This window comes from Ruegeria intermedia, assembly GCF_900129345.1.
Classification (GTDB): domain Bacteria; phylum Pseudomonadota; class Alphaproteobacteria; order Rhodobacterales; family Rhodobacteraceae; genus Ruegeria; species Ruegeria intermedia.
Genome location: NZ_FQVK01000026.1, coordinates 21043 through 37684, shown reverse-complemented (window position 1 = coordinate 37684; position 16642 = coordinate 21043). Strand labels below are relative to the sequence as shown.

The 16642-nt window shown below is 63.4% G+C and carries 14 protein-coding genes and 1 tRNA gene; 10 read left to right on the top strand and 5 right to left on the bottom strand.

Going from position 1 to position 16642, the window contains the following annotated elements:
• Positions 1-13: 13 nt before the first annotated feature.
• The 4 genes from F3H26_RS16155 (at position 14) to F3H26_RS16140 (ending at position 6380) form a co-directional block, all read left to right on the top strand.
• Positions 14-2287, top strand: coding sequence for an NADP-dependent malic enzyme (locus F3H26_RS16155; protein ID WP_149777035.1), 2274 nt, complete (start codon positions 14-16; stop codon positions 2285-2287).
• Positions 2288-2333: 46 nt separating this feature from the next.
• Complete coding sequence (locus F3H26_RS16150) at positions 2334-2723, top strand: GFA family protein (RefSeq protein ID WP_149777034.1); 390 nt, start codon at positions 2334-2336, stop codon at positions 2721-2723.
• A gap of 228 nt (positions 2724-2951) precedes the next feature.
• Positions 2952-4841 carry a propionate-CoA ligase PrpE gene (gene prpE / locus F3H26_RS16145; RefSeq protein ID WP_149777033.1) on the top strand — a complete coding sequence of 630 codons (1890 nt, stop codon included), beginning with the start codon at positions 2952-2954 and terminating at the stop codon, positions 4839-4841.
• 90 nt (positions 4842-4931) lie between these two features.
• Positions 4932-6380 carry an amidase family protein gene (locus F3H26_RS16140; protein WP_149777032.1) on the top strand — a complete coding sequence of 483 codons (1449 nt, stop codon included), beginning with the start codon at positions 4932-4934 and terminating at the stop codon, positions 6378-6380.
• A gap of 252 nt (positions 6381-6632) precedes the next feature.
• On the opposite strand, the gene F3H26_RS16135 is transcribed toward F3H26_RS16140, so the two are convergent.
• Positions 6633-7394 carry an NAD kinase gene (locus F3H26_RS16135; RefSeq protein ID WP_149777031.1) on the bottom strand — a complete coding sequence of 254 codons (762 nt, stop codon included), beginning with the start codon at positions 7392-7394 and terminating at the stop codon, positions 6633-6635.
• A gap of 169 nt (positions 7395-7563) precedes the next feature.
• Here F3H26_RS16135 and glyA point away from each other — a divergent pair, with 169 nt between their 5' ends.
• Complete coding sequence (gene glyA / locus F3H26_RS16130) at positions 7564-8859, top strand: serine hydroxymethyltransferase (protein ID WP_149777030.1); 1296 nt, start codon at positions 7564-7566, stop codon at positions 8857-8859.
• 66 nt (positions 8860-8925) lie between these two features.
• Here the strand turns inward: glyA and F3H26_RS16125 are convergent, their stop codons facing one another.
• Positions 8926-9300 carry a hypothetical protein gene (locus tag F3H26_RS16125; RefSeq protein WP_149777029.1) on the bottom strand — a complete coding sequence of 125 codons (375 nt, stop codon included), beginning with the start codon at positions 9298-9300 and terminating at the stop codon, positions 8926-8928.
• Positions 9301-9389: 89 nt separating this feature from the next.
• Between F3H26_RS16125 and F3H26_RS16120 the strand changes: the two genes are divergently transcribed.
• The gene (locus F3H26_RS16120; RefSeq protein WP_188127795.1) at positions 9390-10148 is read left to right on the top strand and encodes an alpha/beta fold hydrolase; all 759 of its coding nucleotides are present in this window, start codon (positions 9390-9392) and stop codon (positions 10146-10148) included.
• Between the two features lie 12 nt (positions 10149-10160).
• Here F3H26_RS16120 and F3H26_RS19515 read toward each other — a convergent pair whose 3' ends face one another.
• From F3H26_RS19515 to F3H26_RS16110, 3 genes are all read right to left on the bottom strand, one after another.
• Positions 10161-10337: a hypothetical protein gene (locus F3H26_RS19515; protein ID WP_188127794.1), complete on the bottom strand. Its 177-nt coding sequence runs from the start codon at positions 10335-10337 to the stop codon at positions 10161-10163.
• A 144-nt stretch (positions 10338-10481) separates the two neighbouring features.
• A complete protein-coding gene (locus F3H26_RS16115; RefSeq protein ID WP_149777027.1) occupies positions 10482-10784 on the bottom strand; it encodes a hypothetical protein in 303 nt (100 codons plus the stop codon).
• A 47-nt stretch (positions 10785-10831) separates the two neighbouring features.
• Positions 10832-10916 (bottom strand) — tRNA-Leu (locus tag F3H26_RS16110).
• A 700-nt stretch (positions 10917-11616) separates the two neighbouring features.
• Between F3H26_RS16110 and F3H26_RS16105 the strand changes: the two genes are divergently transcribed.
• The 4 genes from F3H26_RS16105 to F3H26_RS16090 all read left to right on the top strand — a co-directional run bounded on the left by F3H26_RS16105 (position 11617) and on the right by F3H26_RS16090 (position 16479).
• Positions 11617-12717: an ABC transporter ATP-binding protein gene (locus F3H26_RS16105; protein ID WP_149777026.1), complete on the top strand. Its 1101-nt coding sequence runs from the start codon at positions 11617-11619 to the stop codon at positions 12715-12717.
• Positions 12718-12816: 99 nt separating this feature from the next.
• A complete protein-coding gene (locus tag F3H26_RS16100; RefSeq protein ID WP_149777025.1) occupies positions 12817-13911 on the top strand; it encodes an extracellular solute-binding protein in 1095 nt (364 codons plus the stop codon).
• A gap of 76 nt (positions 13912-13987) precedes the next feature.
• A complete protein-coding gene (locus F3H26_RS16095; protein ID WP_149777024.1) occupies positions 13988-15262 on the top strand; it encodes an ABC transporter permease in 1275 nt (424 codons plus the stop codon).
• A gap of 5 nt (positions 15263-15267) precedes the next feature.
• Complete coding sequence (locus F3H26_RS16090) at positions 15268-16479, top strand: ABC transporter permease (RefSeq protein WP_149777023.1); 1212 nt, start codon at positions 15268-15270, stop codon at positions 16477-16479.
• Positions 16480-16642 lie beyond the last annotated feature (163 nt).

Sequence of the window (16642 nt, the reverse complement as noted above, 5' to 3'; positions counted from 1 at the left end):
GGGAAGTTTTGACATGTCCGACACACCCAGCCTGCGCCAGGCCGCACTTGACTACCACGCGCATCCAAAGCCTGGGAAACTGGAGATCAAGGCGACCAAACCCATGGCCAACGGGCGCGACCTTGCGCGCGCCTATTCGCCCGGCGTGGCCGAGGCCAGCTTGGAGATCAAAGACGACCCGGCGACCGCCGAGATGTATACCGCGCGCGGCAATCTGGTGGCCGTCGTCTCGAACGGCACCGCGGTGCTGGGGCTGGGCAATATCGGCGCGCTGGCCTCCAAGCCGGTGATGGAGGGCAAGGCCGTCCTGTTCAAGAAATTCGCGGGCATCGACTGTTTCGACATCGAGGTGAACGAACCCGACCCCGAGAAGCTGGCCGATATCGTCTGCGCGCTGGAACCCACCTTCGGCGCGATCAACCTCGAAGACATCAAGGCGCCCGACTGCTTTGTCGTCGAGAAGCTGTGCCGCGAGCGGATGAACATCCCGGTGTTCCACGACGACCAGCACGGCACCGCCATCGTGGTGGGGGCCGCTGCGCGCAATGCGCTGCACGTGGCCGGCAAGCGGTTCGAGGACATCAAGGTGGTTTCCACCGGCGGCGGTGCGGCGGGGATCGCCTGCCTGAACATGCTGGTCAAGCTGGGCGTCAAGCGCGAGAACATCTGGCTGTGCGACATTCACGGGCTGGTCTATGAAGGCCGGGCCGAGGACATGAACCCGCACAAGGACCAGTTCGCCCAGAAAACCGACCTGCGCACGCTGGATCAGGTGATCGACGGCGCCGACCTGTTTCTGGGCCTCAGCGGGCCGAACGTGCTCAAGCCCGAGATGGTCGCGCGCATGGCCAAACAGCCGATCATCTTTGCCCTTGCGAACCCGACCCCGGAGATCCTGCCCGACGCCGCGCGCGAAGTGGCCCCCGACGCCATCATCGCCACCGGGCGCAGCGACTTCCCGAACCAGGTGAACAACGTCCTGTGTTTCCCGTTCATCTTCCGGGGCGCGCTGGACGTGGGCGCGACCGAGATCAACGATGCCATGCAGATCGCCTGTGTCGAAGGCATCGCCGAAATGGCCCGCGCCACCACCAGCGCCGAGGCCGCAGCCGCCTACAAGGGCGAACAGCTGACCTTCGGCCCCGACTACCTGATCCCGAAACCGTTCGACCCGCGGCTTGTGGGCGTGGTGTCTTCGGCCGTGGCCCGCGCCGCGATGGAAAGCGGTGTGGCCAGGCGCCCGATCGCTGACCTCGAGGCCTACAAGGAGCGCCTCAATCAGACCGTGTTCAAATCGGCCCTTCTGATGCGGCCGGTATTCGAGGCCGCCAAGGCCGCCTCGCGCCGCATCGTCTTCGCCGAGGGCGAGGACGAACGCGTGCTGCGCGCCGCCCAGGCCATTCTGGAGGAAACCACCGAAACGCCGATCCTGATCGGCCGCCCCGAGGTGATCGAGGCCCGCTGCGAAAAACTGGGGCTGTCGGTCCGCCCGGGCCAGGATTTCCAGATCGTGAACCCCGAAAACGACCCGCGGTACTACGACTACTGGAACTCGTACCACCAGATCATGCAGCGCCGTGGCGTGACGCCCGACCTGGCCAAGGCCATCATGCGCACCAACACCACCGCCATCGGCGCCATCATGGTGCATCGCGGCGAGGCCGACAGCCTGATCTGCGGCACCTTTGGCGAGTATCGCTGGCATCTGAACTATGTCGAACAGGTTCTGGGCGACGGCGACCTGCGTCCGCATGGTGCGCTGTCGCTGATGATCCTGGAAGACGGGCCGCTGTTCATCGCCGATACCCATGTGCATCAACTGCCTTCTCCGGCGGAGCTGGCCGAGATCTCGATCGGCGCGGCGCGGCATGTGCGGCGGTTCGGGATCGAACCCAAGATCGCCTTCTGCTCGCAATCGCAATTCGGCAACCAGGCCGAAGGCTCGGGCAAGCGCCTGCGCGACGCGATCGCGATATTGGACAGTCAGCCCCGCGATTTCATTTATGAAGGCGAAATGAACCTGGACGTGGCCCTGGACCCCGAACTGCGCGAGCGGATTTTCCCCAACTCGCGCCTCGAGGGGGCCGCCAACGTTCTGATCTTTGCCCATGCGGACGCGGCCAGCGGGGTGCGCAACATCCTGAAGATGAAGGCCGACGGCATCGAGGTCGGCCCCATCCTGATGGGCATGGGCAACAAGGCGCATATCGTGACCCCCTCGATCACGGCGCGCGGGCTGTTGAACATGGCGGCAATTGCCGGAACGCCCGTCGCGCATTACGGTTGACCACGGCGGCCCGACCGGTCTGGCCGCCCTGCCGAGGGAGGTCAACATGAAAGGTCACTGCCACTGCGGCGCCGTGCGATGGGCCAGCAATGCCGAGATCGCCTGGAGCTGCTATTGTCATTGCGCGGATTGCCGCCGCAACTGCGCTGCCCCGGTCACTGCGTTCATCGGGCTGCCCCACGGTTCGGTGATGTGGTCAGGGGATGCGCCGCGCGTGTACAACTCGTCCAAGGATGTCGAACGCCTGTTCTGCGGAACCTGCGGCACGCCGATGGCATATCGCAATGCCCGCGACCGGGTGAATATTCACCTCTACGCCGCCACGCTGGACAACCCCGAGGATGCTGCGCCCCGGTTTCACGTTTTTCACGCCGAGCATCTGCACTGGCTGAACATCCAGGACAGCCTGCCCCGATACGCCGGACCAGCGACATGATCCGAATCTGACGGAGCCGCGTTTGCACCGGCGAGTTTGCTGATTTGCAATAACGGAAGAAAATTCCACTCAAGAGGTTAAAATTCTGTATATTTGCAAAAGTTTGCAGGCAATTCGGCACAGTTCTGCAAAGATTTCGCGATAAACTGACGCGCCGTCATGCGCGCCGCTTGCTCGGCTGGACACAGACGCCTAACACATTCCTCAAGACTGTCTGGAGGAGGACAAATGGCGTACCAGGACGTATACGAGAGCTGGAAAAAAGATCCCGAAGCCTTCTGGATGCAGGCGGCCGAAGGGATCGACTGGATCGAGAAACCCAGCAAGGCCCTGTTTGACGACAAGGCGCCGCTGTATGAATGGTTCTGCGATGCCAAGGTGAACACCTGCTGGAACGCCGTGGACCGCCACGTTGAAAACGGCCGGGGCGAGCAGACCGCCATCATCTATGACAGCCCGATCACCCACACCAAGCGCGAGATCTCCTACATGGAGCTGCGCAATCGCGTGGCCACCCTGGCCGGCGCGCTGCGCGCCAAGGGGGTCGAAAAGGGCGACCGCGTCATCATCTACATGCCGATGATCCCCGAGGCGCTCGAGGCGATGCTGGCCTGTGCGCGGCTGGGCGCGGTGCATTCGGTGGTCTTTGGCGGGTTTGCCAGCAACGAACTGGCGGTGCGGATTGACGACGCCAAACCCAAGGCGATCATCGCGGCGTCCTGCGGGTTGGAGCCCGGTCGCGTGGTGCATTACAAGCCGCTGCTGGACGGCGCCATCGACATGGCCAGCCACAAGCCCGAGTTTTGCGTGATCTTCCAGCGCGAACAGGAGGTGGCCAAGCTGGTCGAGGGGCGCGACTTCAACTGGCACGGCTTTCAGTACGGTGTCGAACCGGCCGAGTGCGTGCCGGTCGCAGGCAATGATCCCGCCTACATCCTTTACACCTCGGGCACCACGGGTGCGCCCAAGGGTGTCGTGCGGCCGACGGCGGGCCATCTGGTGGCGCTGAACTGGACGATGAAGAACATCTACAACGTCGATCCCGGCGACGTGTTCTGGGCGGCCTCGGACGTGGGCTGGGTCGTGGGGCATTCCTACATCTGCTATGGCCCGCTGATCCACGGCAACACCACCATCGTGTTCGAGGGCAAACCCGTCGGCACGCCTGACGCGGGCACCTTCTGGCGGGTGATTTCCGAGCACAAGGTCAAAAGCTTTTTCACCGCCCCGACAGCGATCCGCGCGGTCAAGCGCGAGGACCCCAAGGGCGAGATGCTGGCGAAATACGACCTGTCCTGCCTCAAGGCCCTGTTCCTGGCCGGTGAACGCGCCGACCCGGACACGATCACCTGGGCGCAGGACGCGCTGAAGGTTCCGGTCGTCGACCACTGGTGGCAGACCGAAACCGGCTGGGCCATCGCCGGAAACCCGCTGGGGATCGAGGAACTGCCGATCAAGCTGGGCTCGCCCGCCAAGCCGATGCCCGGCTATGACGTGCAGATCCTGGACGAAGGCGGCCACCCGATGAAACCCGGCGAGCTGGGCGCGATCGCGGTCAAGCTGCCCCTGCCTCCGGGCACGCTGCCGACCCTGTGGAATGCCGAGGAGCGGTTCAGGAAATCCTATCTCGAGCATTTCCCGGGCTATTATGAAACCGGCGATGCCGGGATGATCGACGAGGACGGGTATCTGTATATCATGGCCCGCACCGATGACGTGATCAACGTGGCCGGCCACCGCCTGTCCACCGGCGCGATGGAGGAGGTTCTGGCCGCCCATCCCGACGTGGCCGAATGCGCGGTCATCGGCGTGTCGGATGATCTGAAGGGGCAGGCCCCGGTCGGTTTCCTGTGCCTGAACGCGGGATGCAATCGTGACCACGCCGAGATCGCGAAAGAGGTCGTGCAGATGGTGCGCGACAAGATCGGCCCCGTCGCCGCCTTCAAGACAGCCGTCGTGGTGGACCGCCTGCCCAAGACACGGTCGGGCAAGATCCTGCGCGGCACCATGGTGGCGATCGCAGATGGCAAGGACTACAAGATGCCTGCCACAATCGACGATCCGGCCATTCTGGACGAGATCACCGAAGCCATGAAATCAATCGGTTACGCCCAGTAACCGTGCATCGGGCGGCCTTGGGCCGCCCGCCCTGCCCTGCGGGGTTGCAACCTTTGGCAGACCGCCTACTGTGCCCTTGACGGAGGGCACATGGCAACTGACGACATCTGGCGCCTGAGCGCCACCGAACTGGCGGAACGCACCCGTTCCGGGGACCTGAGCGCGACCGAGGCTGTCCAAAGCGCGATCGACCGGATGCACGCGCTGAACCCGGCGCTGAATGCCGTCGTCGAAGACCTCAGCACCCAGGCGCAGGAGCGCGCCCGCGCCCTCGACGCCCAGCGGGCGCGCGGCGAACCGACCGGCCCCTTGCACGGCGTTCCGGTCACGATCAAAGTCAATGTCGACCAGAAGGGCCATGCCACGACCAATGGTGTTGCCGCTCTGAAAGACGTGATTGCCCCCGACGATGCGCCCGTCGTGTCGAACCTGCTGAAGGCCGGGGCGGTGGTGATCGGCCGGACCAACACGCCCGAGTTCTCGTTCCGTGCCGACACCGACAACCCGCTGTATGGGCGCACGCACAACCCTTGGGGCCGGCATATCTCGGCCGGAGGCTCCTCGGGCGGGGCCGGCGTGGCGGTGATGACCGGCATGGGCGCCCTGGCGCATGGCAACGACATCGGCGGCAGCCTGCGGTTCCCGGCCGCTGCCGTTGGCGCGGTGACCGTGAAGCCGGGCCTTGGCCGCGTCCCCGCATGGAACCCCAGCCAGAAGGCCGAGCGCGGGCTGCTGGCGCAACTGATGTCGGTGCAAGGCCTGATCACCCGCAGCGCGGCCGACCTGCACCTGGCCATGCCCAGCCTCATCACGCCGGATCCGCGCGATCCCTTTCACGTTCCGCTGCCATGGCGCATGGCCGACCCTGACCCGCAGCCGCGGGTGGCTTTCACCAAGAACACTTTCGGTTACGATCTCCACCCCGAGGTCGACAAGGCGCTGGACACGGCCCGTGTTGCACTGGTTGATGCTGGGTACGTCGTAGACGAAATCGACCCTCCGAACGTGTTTGGATGCGGACGGCTTGGCTATCGCGCCTTGATGGGCGAAGTGCTGACCCTGATGAAAGGCGATGTCGAGGCGGCCGGATCCGAGACCATCCAACGCATCTTTGCCACCTACTTCCAGGAATTCCCCCCGATCACCGGCCCGGACCTGGTCCGCGCACTGGCGCAGCGCAGCCACCATGCGCGGGAATGGTCCCTGTTCCTGGAGGATTATCCGCTGGTGCTGTCGCCCTTCCTGCCGCAGCCCTTTTTCAGACCCGACCGTGATACGGAAGGCCCGGGAGGCGTACACGAAGTGCTGGGCTGCGCGGTCTATTCCTATGCGATGAACTTTCTGGGCCTGCCCGCCGCCTGCGTTCCGGCGCGTTTGGCCGAATTGCCGAACGGCCCGCAACCCGTCAACGTGCAAATCACGGCCCGCCGCTGGCGCGAAGACTTGGCCGTTGACGCCGCCGCCGCGATCGAGGCACGCGTGGACCGGATGTGCGAAACTCTGTGGCGTCGCATGGACCCGGCCGAACAGGCTGGCTGACAAAAAATAGACCCCGGGGTATTGTGCCCGGGGCCCGCCTACTTAAATAAGCCCGGATTTTTGATGACGAGCGTAGCACCACCCACTCTCGCCAGCGCACAATCTGCGCAATCATTCGAAAACACCATCTTCAGGCGGCCACTCACTTCCACCTTGGCGCGTTCTCCGGGCAAATCGAGCGTATCACATTGATTTGCCGCGTCCTGTGAACTGCATCACACAAGCGGGCCAAATCTCTGTTTTCCCGAGCCTTCAGGTGAATTGCTCGGAAATCAGGCGTTCCTCGAGCCCGTGGCCCGGATCGAACAGAATGCGATGCCGCACCTTGGGCTCCGAGCGGATCTCGACCCAGTCGATATCCGGGAACGAGATCGAATCGGCATCGGCCATGACCGGGCGCTTGTCAGCCTCGAGAACGTCGAACCGGACCTGCGCCGTTTTCGGCAGCAGCGCCCCCCGCCACCGGCGCGGCCGGAAGGCCGCGATCGCCGTCAGCGCCAGCACATCCGAACCGATCGGCAGGATCGGACCATGCGCCGAATAGTTGTAGGCGGTGGACCCGGCGGGTGTCGACAGCAGCGCGCCATCGCACACCAGTTCGGCCAGGCGCAGACGTCCATCGACGCTGATCCGCAGACGCGCGGCCTGCGGACCAGCCCGCAGCAATGATACCTCGTTGATCGCAAGGGCCTCGTGCAGCTTGCCGGACTGGTCCATCGCGCGCATGGCCAGAGGATTGATCACCTCTTCCTCGGCGGCGGCAAGGCGGTCCAGCAGATTGGCGTCGTCATATTCATTCATCAAGAACCCGATGGTTCCACGGTTCATGCCATAGACCGGCACGTCCAGATGCTGCGTATTGTGCAGCGTGCGCAGCATGAACCCGTCCCCGCCCAGCGCAACGATGACGTCCGCGTCCCGCGGCGCGGCGTTGCCGTAGCGGTCCACCAGCGTGCTGCGCGCAGTTTGCGCGACATCCGCGTCGCTGGCGAGAAAAGCGATTCTCTTTGTCATGTTTTTTCGGTTTCCGGTGCTGCGCATTTGGTTCCGAAACAAACATACCTTTCCCCCTTAGGCCAGACTTGACGCCGCAGAATGCCAATTCGTCGCTTTACGGCCTTTTTCACCGGCCCAGTTTCCTATAGGAAATTCGCCAAACCAACCTCAGCCATGCGGAGCTCCCATGAACGCCAACCTTCGTGACACCGGTTTCTTCACCCAACCCCTCGCCGAGCGCGACCCCGAACTGTACGGCGCGATCCGGTCCGAATTGGGCCGTCAGCGCGACGAGATCGAACTGATCGCCTCGGAAAACATCGTCTCGGCCGCCGTGATGGAGGCGCAGGGCTCGGTGATGACCAACAAATATGCCGAAGGCTATCCCGGCCGTCGCTACTATGGCGGCTGCCAGTTCGTCGACATCGCCGAGAACCTGGCCATCGACCGGGCCAAGCAACTGTTCGGCTGCGAATTCGCCAATGTGCAGCCGAACTCGGGATCGCAGGCCAACCAGGGCGTCTTCCAGGCGCTGCTGCAACCGGGCGACACCATCCTGGGCATGAGCCTGGATGCCGGCGGCCACCTGACCCATGGTGCCAAGCCCAACCAGTCGGGCAAGTGGTTCAACGCCGTGCAGTATGGCGTGCGCAAGCAGGACAACATGCTGGACTATGACCGGGTCGAGGCGCTGGCGAAAGAGCACCAGCCCAAGCTGATCATCGCCGGCGGCTCGGCCATTCCGCGCCAGATCGACTTTGCCCGCATGCGCCAGATCGCCGACATGGTGGGTGCCTATCTGCACGTGGACATGGCGCATTTCGCCGGGCTGGTGGCAGCAGGCGAACATCCCAGCCCCTTCCCGCATGCGCATGTGACCACCACCACCACGCACAAGACCCTGCGCGGCCCGCGCGGCGGCATGATCCTGACCAATGATGAAGATATCGCCAAGAAGGTGAACTCGGCCATCTTCCCCGGCATTCAGGGCGGCCCGCTGATGCATGTGATCGCAGCCAAGGCCGTCGCCTTCGGCGAGGCGCTGCGTCCGGAATTCAAAGACTACATCAAGCAGGTGATCAGCAACGCGCAGGCGTTGTCGGATCAGCTGATCAAGGGCGGTCTGGACACGGTGACCCACGGCACCGACACCCATGTGGTGCTGGTCGACCTGCGCCCCAAGGGCGTCAAGGGCAACGCCACCGAAAAGGCATTGGGCCGCGCGCACATCACCTGCAACAAGAACGGCGTGCCGTTCGACCCGGAAAAACCGACCGTGACCAGCGGGATCCGTCTGGGTTCACCTGCCGGTACGACCCGCGGTTTCGGCGAGCCGGAGTTCCGCCAGATCGCCGACTGGATCATCGAGGTGGTCGATGGGCTGGCCGCCAACGGCGAGGATGGCAACGATGCGGTCGAAGCCAAGGTCAAGGCCCAGGTGGCCGAGCTGTGCGCCCGGTTCCCGATCTATCCCAATCTCTGAGTTCGTCAGCGACCCTGACCCGGAATGGCGCTCCGCGGGGCGCCATTTTTCGTTGCGATGGCCGCGTCAGATCAGGCCACGCCACAGCAGAAATATCAGCACCAGCACCGCAAGAGCCAGCAGGTTGAAGGCCAGCGCCCCAAGAGTGTCCAGAAACCAGCCCCAGCGGCGATCGGCCAGGCTGATCGAACGCAGATGAGCCTGGACTTCGTGCGCGGCTTTTTCCAGCCGGGGCGTGTCCAGGATCAGGCGCAACCGGGGGTGCGCGGCCATCGGTTCGGCGCGGGCCAGCTCCATCGCCTGTTTGTAGACGTGACGCGGCAGTCGCCGTTTGGCGCGCCGCACCGACTCGGCCAGCGTCTTGCCCCGGGTGCCCAGCTTTTTTCGCAGCAGGGCGATGGTCTGGGCGATCAAGGTCTGAATTTCGGTTTCCTGCGACATCCGCGCCTCCTGAACCGGCAATCTACCCGCGTGGATGCGGCGCGACAATGGGGCTGGCTGTCGGGTTTGGCAGGCGGTATCAGTACGCCATGTTGAACACGATCACACATGGCGACCCGACATCGCTCCCGCCCCTGCTGATTGCCCACGGCCTGTACGGATCGGCCCGGAACTGGGGGGTTGTTGCCCGCAGGCTGGCCGACGAACGGCAGGTCGTGGCCGTGGACATGCGCAACCACGCCTACAGCAAATGGGACGACCGGCACGACTATCCGGCGCTGGCCGACGATCTGGCCGAGGTCATCGACAGCCTGGGCGGGCGGGCGGACGTGCTGGGACACTCGATGGGGGGCAAGGCGGCCATGACCCTGGCCCTGACCCATGGTGTACGGGTCAACAAGCTGGTGGTAGCCGACATCGCGCCGGTGACCTACGGCCACAGCCAGATGCCCTATATCGAAGCGATGCGCGCCGTGGACATGGCGCAGGTTCATCGGCGGTCCGATGCCGAACGGTTGTTGGCCGAACAGGGCGTCGAGAAAGCCCTGCAGAGCTTTTTCACGCAGTCACTGGACGTCGCCGGGAAACGCTGGCGGCTGAATCTGGACGTGCTGGCAAAAGAAATGCCCAGAATCATGGGCTTTCCGGATATCGACGCAGTCTGGGACGGCCCGGCGCTGTTCCTGACGGGCACCGAGTCGGACTATGTCCGACCGGAACACCGCACCACGATTCGGTCACTGTTTCCCAACGCCCGTTTCGCCAAGATCCCCGGCGCGGGACACTGGTTGCACTCCGAGAAACCCAGAGAATTCGAAGCCGCCGTCAGGACGTTTCTCAACGCCTGACGACCGCGCAGGTCAATACAGTTTCCTGGCCACGAGCCACGACGCGGGCGCAGCCGCTACCGCACCGATGGCGGCACCGGCAAGAATCGCCTGAACCGAAACGAATCCAGCCACCAGAACTGCAATGACCGCCGACCCCGCCAGCGCGGTGGCAATCAGCGAATACAGCAGGAACGCAAGCCGCAACATGTGTCATCACCCTCTGTGAACGATCAGATCAATCATGACACATTCACAAAATGAAAACCGTGATCTGGATCAAGAACCCGCGCGCGCGCCGCATAGTTGCTCGCGGTAGGCGCGCGACATGCTGTCGACCACCGGCTTGGCGTTTCAGGGCGCACAGGTGCGCTCCTGAGTCCGGATCATGATCTCGGCCGGCATGTCTGGCGTCGGGACGAACCCAAGGATCCGATCCACCTCCTGTTCGCACCGCTGGCGAATCTGTCCGACGACCACCGCGAACACTTCCAGACGCCACCGGGCACCGGTATGTGGCCGGAGTTCGGCAGCCGGGCGATGACGCGGCTGATAGAGCAGGATCCCGGCCACGCTGGCGGCTGGTGCAGCCCCCCAAGAGGGCCGCCGCAGATACATGGCCGTGGGCGCGGGGTCCGTGATGGCGCGTGGCGTCATCAGCGAATACCTGACCCACGAGGTCACCTGGGGATAAGCGTAGGTGATGGTGCGGGCGGCGGGAGTCGAACCCGCACGAGCTACGCTCTAGCGATTTTAAGTCGCTTGTGTCTACCGTTCCACCACGCCCGCACGGCGCGTCCGGGGCCTATTTCGGGCCCAGAAACCTCCCTACCGCCCTAAGGCGCTGAAAACAATGCGCTTCCCGGACGAGATGCCGGGATTTTAAGTGCCATGTGTCTACCATTCCACCACGCCCGCACGGCGCATCGCGGACCCATTTCGGGCCCAGAACCTCCCTATCGCCCTAAGACGCTGAAAACAATGTGCTTCCCGAACGAAATTCCGGAATTTTCGGCCGATATGCCTGCCACTCCGTCACGTCCGCAACCGACCAGCGGTGCGAAACACCACGGCCGGGTCGCGGAACGTTTACAGGCAATACAGTCAACTTGCAGGATTGCAAACCCCATGGCGAAGGAGCACCGCCGGCCGGTTTTCCGCGCGGCGGCGGCGCCAGACTTCGCCCCTCCCGCACCAGGGCAAGACCGAACGGCCGATGCGGTATTTCCGTGCCGCACGTGCCTGCGAACGCTGGAGGCGATCCCCCGCGTTCAGGCCCGTATCGACAAGCCGGCCCTGTCCAGCAACACGGCGTTTGCCTGGCATGTGGCGCGACTAAACAGCGGGCATCGCTCGAAAAAGCTCCGGAGGTTTCGCCGCCCGAACGACATATTCTGTTGCAAGCTGCAGGGCGCTGCGTGTTTAATATGGATCAGGATCAATGGAATCCGGGCCAACCGGATCAGGAATTGACGCAACAGGGGGTCTTGTGACCGAAACAACCAGCGACGCCGCGTTTGTCGAATTTCGGCGCGTGCAAAAATCATATGACGGCGAAACGCTCGTCGTCAAAGATCTCAACCTGGCCATGCCGAAAGGCGAGTTTCTGACCATGCTGGGCCCGTCGGGTTCAGGCAAGACGACTTGCCTGATGATGCTGGCCGGGTTCGAAACCGCCACTCACGGCGAAATTCTTCTGGACGGCAAACCGATCAACAACATTCCGCCGCACAAGCGCGGGATCGGCATGGTGTTCCAGAACTATGCCCTGTTTCCCCACATGACCGTGGCCGAGAACCTGTCTTTCCCGCTCGAGGTGCGCAAGATCGGCAAATCCGAGCGCGAAGAGAAGGTGCAGCGGGCGCTGGACATGGTGCAGATGGGCGCATTCGGCAATCGCCGGCCCGCACAGCTGTCGGGCGGTCAGCAGCAGCGCATCGCCCTGGCGCGGGCACTGGTGTTCGAGCCGGAACTGGTGCTGATGGACGAGCCGCTGGGCGCGTTGGACAAGCAGTTGCGCGAACACATGCAGTTCGAGATCACCCGCCTGGCGCACGAGTTGGGCATCACCACGGTCTACGTGACCCACGACCAGACCGAGGCGCTGACGATGTCGGATCGCGTCGCCGTGTTCGATGACGGCCGCATTCAGCAGCTTGCGCCACCCGATCAACTGTACGAAGCGCCGGAAAACAGTTTCGTCGCGCAGTTCATCGGCGAAAACAACACCTTGGAAGGTGTGGTCAAGTCCATCGACGGGGACACTTGCATCGTGACCCTGGACGACGGATCGGAAATCGACGCGGTGCCGATCAACGTCCATCAGCCCGGCGAGCGCACCAAGGTGTCGATCCGGCCCGAGCGGGTCGAATTCAACAAAGAGCGTCTGAGCCCGGACGCGCACACGCTCAAGGCGGTGGTGCGCGAGTTCATCTATATGGGCGACGTGTTCCGTTTCCGCATGTCGGTGGCCGGCAATGACGAGTTCATCGTCAAGACGCGCAACGCCCCGGATGCGGTCCGCCTGCAACCCGGCCAGGAGATCGAGATCGGCTGGCTGGCACGAGACTGTCGCGCGCTGGACGCCTGAGCGCCCTGCCGCGTCAGACGGTCAACTTGGAAGGATCGGCCGACGAAAACCCGTGCGTCGGTCGACCAGTGACAACAACGGGAAAACTGGGAGCTGAACATGAAACCAACGAAATTCCTGCTGTCGGCTGCGGCTGCGGCCATCACGGCCGGTGCGGCCTCGGCCGAGGACATGACCCTCGTGTCCTGGGGCGGCGCCTACCAGGCGTCGCAGCAAAAGGCCTATGCCGAGCCGTATATGGAAATGCACCCCGACGTGAACATCGTCTGGGACGAAAGCTCGGCCGAGGCCGTGGCCAAGCTGCGCGCCATGAACGAGGCGGGCAACATCACCTGGGATGTGGTCGACGTGGTCGCCTCGGACGCCATTCGCCTGTGCGACGAAGGCCTGGCGATGGAAATCGACCCCGACACCCAGCTGGCCCCGGCGCCTGACGGCACCCCGGCATCCGAGGATTTCGGCGATCTGCTGGTCAGCGATTGCTTCATCCCGCAGATCGTGTACTCGACCACCTTCGGCTATCGCACCGATCTGGTCGGTGACACGCCGCCGGACGACATCTGCGACGTGTTCGATCTCGAGGCCTATCCGGGCAAGCGTTCGCTGGAAAAGCGCCCGATCAACAACATGGAATGGGCGCTGCTGTGCGACGGCGTGCCAAAGGACGAAGTCTATGACGTTCTGGCCACCGACGAAGGCCAGGACCGCGCCCTCAAGAAGCTGGACACCATCAAGGACAGCGTCGTGTGGTGGTCGGCCGGCGCCGATACGCCGCAGCTGCTGGCCGATGGCGAGGTCGTCATGGGATCGACCTATAACGGCCGCCTTTTCAGCCTGATCGAAGAGCAGAAGCAGCCCGTTGCCATGCTGTGGGACGCGCAAGTGTTCGATCTGGACGGCTGGATCATTCCCGCAGGCCTGAGCGACGAGCGCAAGCAGCGCGCGCTGGACTTCATCTATTTCGCGACCGACACGCAGCGCCTGGCGGATCAGGCCAAGTACATCTCGTACGGCCCGGCACGCAAATCGTCGGCACCGCTGGTGGGCAAGCACGCCGAACTGGGCATCGACATGGCGCCGCACATGCCGACCGACCCGAACAACGCCAAGAACACGTTCCTGTACAACTACGAGTTCTGGGCCGACTATCGCGATGACATCGACGCCAAATTCCAGGCGTGGCTGGCGCAATAAGCCCATCGCAATGCCATGAAACCGGTTGGGGCGACCTGTCGCCCCAACCCGACCCAAGCAGATCCAAGGGGCACGAATGACCGACGCAAGCCATACCGAAGGGCCCATGCTGGCAGCGGATGGAACGCCGCTGAAACAATCGCTGGCGCGTTCCCTGAGGCGGCAGAAACTGCGCGCGCTGCTGCTGATCGCCCCCCTGCTGATCTTCGTCCTGTTCTCGTTCATCGTGCCGATCGGCGCGATGCTGTTCCGGTCGGTGGAAAACAGCATCGTCCAGGACACGCTTCCGCTGACTGTCGAGGCCTTGCAAAGCTGGGACGAGAAAAGCGGCGAGTTGCCGCCTGAAAATGTCTACGAGGCCTTCGTCCGCGACATGGTCGTCGCCGTCGAAAACAAGCAGCACACGCGTTTGGGCACGCGCCTGAACTATGAAGAAACCGGGATGTCGTCGCTGTTCCGCAAGTCCGGACGCAAGATCAAGAAACTGGACCCCGACACCGACGGCCCGTTCAAGGACAAGCTGATCGACATTCATGACGGCTGGGGCGACGTCAAGACCTGGCAGGTGATCAAGACCCACGCGGTGCCGATCACCAATGGCTATTTCCTGAACGCGGTCGACATGCGGCGCACCCCCGACGGGCCTCAGATGCAACCCGAAGACAAGCGCATCCTGGTCAAACTGTTCGGCCGCACTTTGTTCATGTCGCTGGTCATCACCGGAGCGTGCATCCTGCTGGCCTATCCGGTCAGCTACCTGCTGGCGACGCTGCCGATGCGCGTGTCGAACATGCTGATGATCCTGGTTCTGCTGCCGTTCTGGACATCGCTTCTGGTGCGGACATCCGCCTGGAAGGTCATGTTGCAGCAACAGGGCGTGATCAATGACACGCTGGTCTGGCTGGGCCTTGTGGCCGATGACGCGCGGTTGATCATCATCAACAACCAGATCGGCACGATCATCGCGATGACGCACATCCTGCTGCCGTTCATGATATTGCCGATGTATTCGGTGATGCAGACGATCCCGCCATCCTACACCCGCGCGGCCAAATCCATGGGCGCGACGAACTGGACCACGTTCTGGCGAATTTATTTCCCGCAGTCCATTCCGGGCATCGGGGCGGGCTCGATCCTGGTGTTCATCCTGGCCATCGGCTATTACATCACGCCCGAAATCGTCGGCGGGACCAAAGGCGTCTTCATCTCGAACCGGATCGCCTACCACATCTCGTCATCGCTGAACTGGGGGCTGGCCGCGGCGCTGGGGACGATCCTGCTGGCGGTGGTTCTGATCCTCTATTGGGTCTACGACAAGATCGTGGGCATCGACAACGTGAAGCTGGGATAACCGACATGGCCGCTCTGACTCCGATTTCGCGCAAACCCCTGTCGATGGTCCTGCCCAGCGTCGCCTTGGCCGGAGCCTTTGCCGGCATCTTCGTCGGTGCTGGCAACGGTTCGGTGCCGATGGGCATGATCGGCGGCGCCATTCTGATCGCCGGGCTTGCCTGGTTCTACATCTCGGTGCTCGGAAACGAGCGGCTGGCCTATTGGATCAACATCCTTGGCTTCGGCTTGGCAGGCTTTGTGTTCGCGGGAATCGGGGGCGGTATCCTGGGGCTGCTGGGCGGCTGGTTCTTCGTCTGGTTCACCTATTGGCTGTACGAGGGCCGGTATCGCCGCAAACTGTTGCCCTATCTCACAGCGCAGCAGGTGTTCTTTCACTACCTGTTCCGGGTGATCTGCGGGGCGATCTTCGTTTTCCTGATCACGCCGATCCTGGTGGTTCTGCCGTTGTCGTTCAACGCGCAGGACTTCTTTACCTTCACCCCGGAAATGCTGCGGCTGGACCCCGAGGGGTATTCGCTGAAGCACTACCGGGATTTCTTCACCAACAACGAATGGCAACGCAGCTTCAAGAACTCGCTGATCATCGCGCCCATCGCCACGATCATCTCGGTCTCGCTGGGCACGCTGGCCGCCATCGGGCTGAGCCAGTCGCATGTGCCCGGACGGCGGGCGATCATGGCCATCCTGATTTCGCCGATGATCGTACCGCTGATCATCTCGGCCACGGGCATGTTCTTTTTCTACAGCGACATCGGGCGGTTCCTTGAAGGTACTCTGGGCATGAACAAGACCTTCGTGGGCTACCTCAAGGTGATCCTGGCCCACGCGGTTCTGGGCATTCCCTTCGTCATCATCACCGTGACCGCCACGCTGGTGGGCTTTGACCGGTCGCTGACGCGGGCCGCCGCGAACATGGGCGCGGGCCCGGTGCGGACCTTCTTCAAGATCCAGATGCCGCTGATTCTGCCGGGCGTGATCTCGGGCGGGCTGTTCGCCTTCATCACCTCGTTCGATGAGGTGGTCGTGGTGCTGTTCGTCGGATCCGCCAGCCAGAAGACCCTGCCGTGGCAGATGTTCACCGGCCTGCGCGAGCAGATCAGCCCCACCATCCTGGCCGTGGCCACGATCCTCGTCGTCATCTCGATCGCCCTGCTGACCACGGTCGAGTTGCTGCGGCGGCGGTCGGAACGTCTGCGCGGGCTGACACCGGCTTGACCGGCGGCATTTGCTGATCTAACGATTTCCGTGTTCGCCCCCTGCTGCGATGGCGTCGCAGCGCCCAAGGGGGTGATCGGCTCTCGGACCCCGAGACCGCCTGTCCTGTACGCCGGGACATGTGGCCGGGCTTTGCACGTCCGGCAAAGAAACGAGAGAGCAC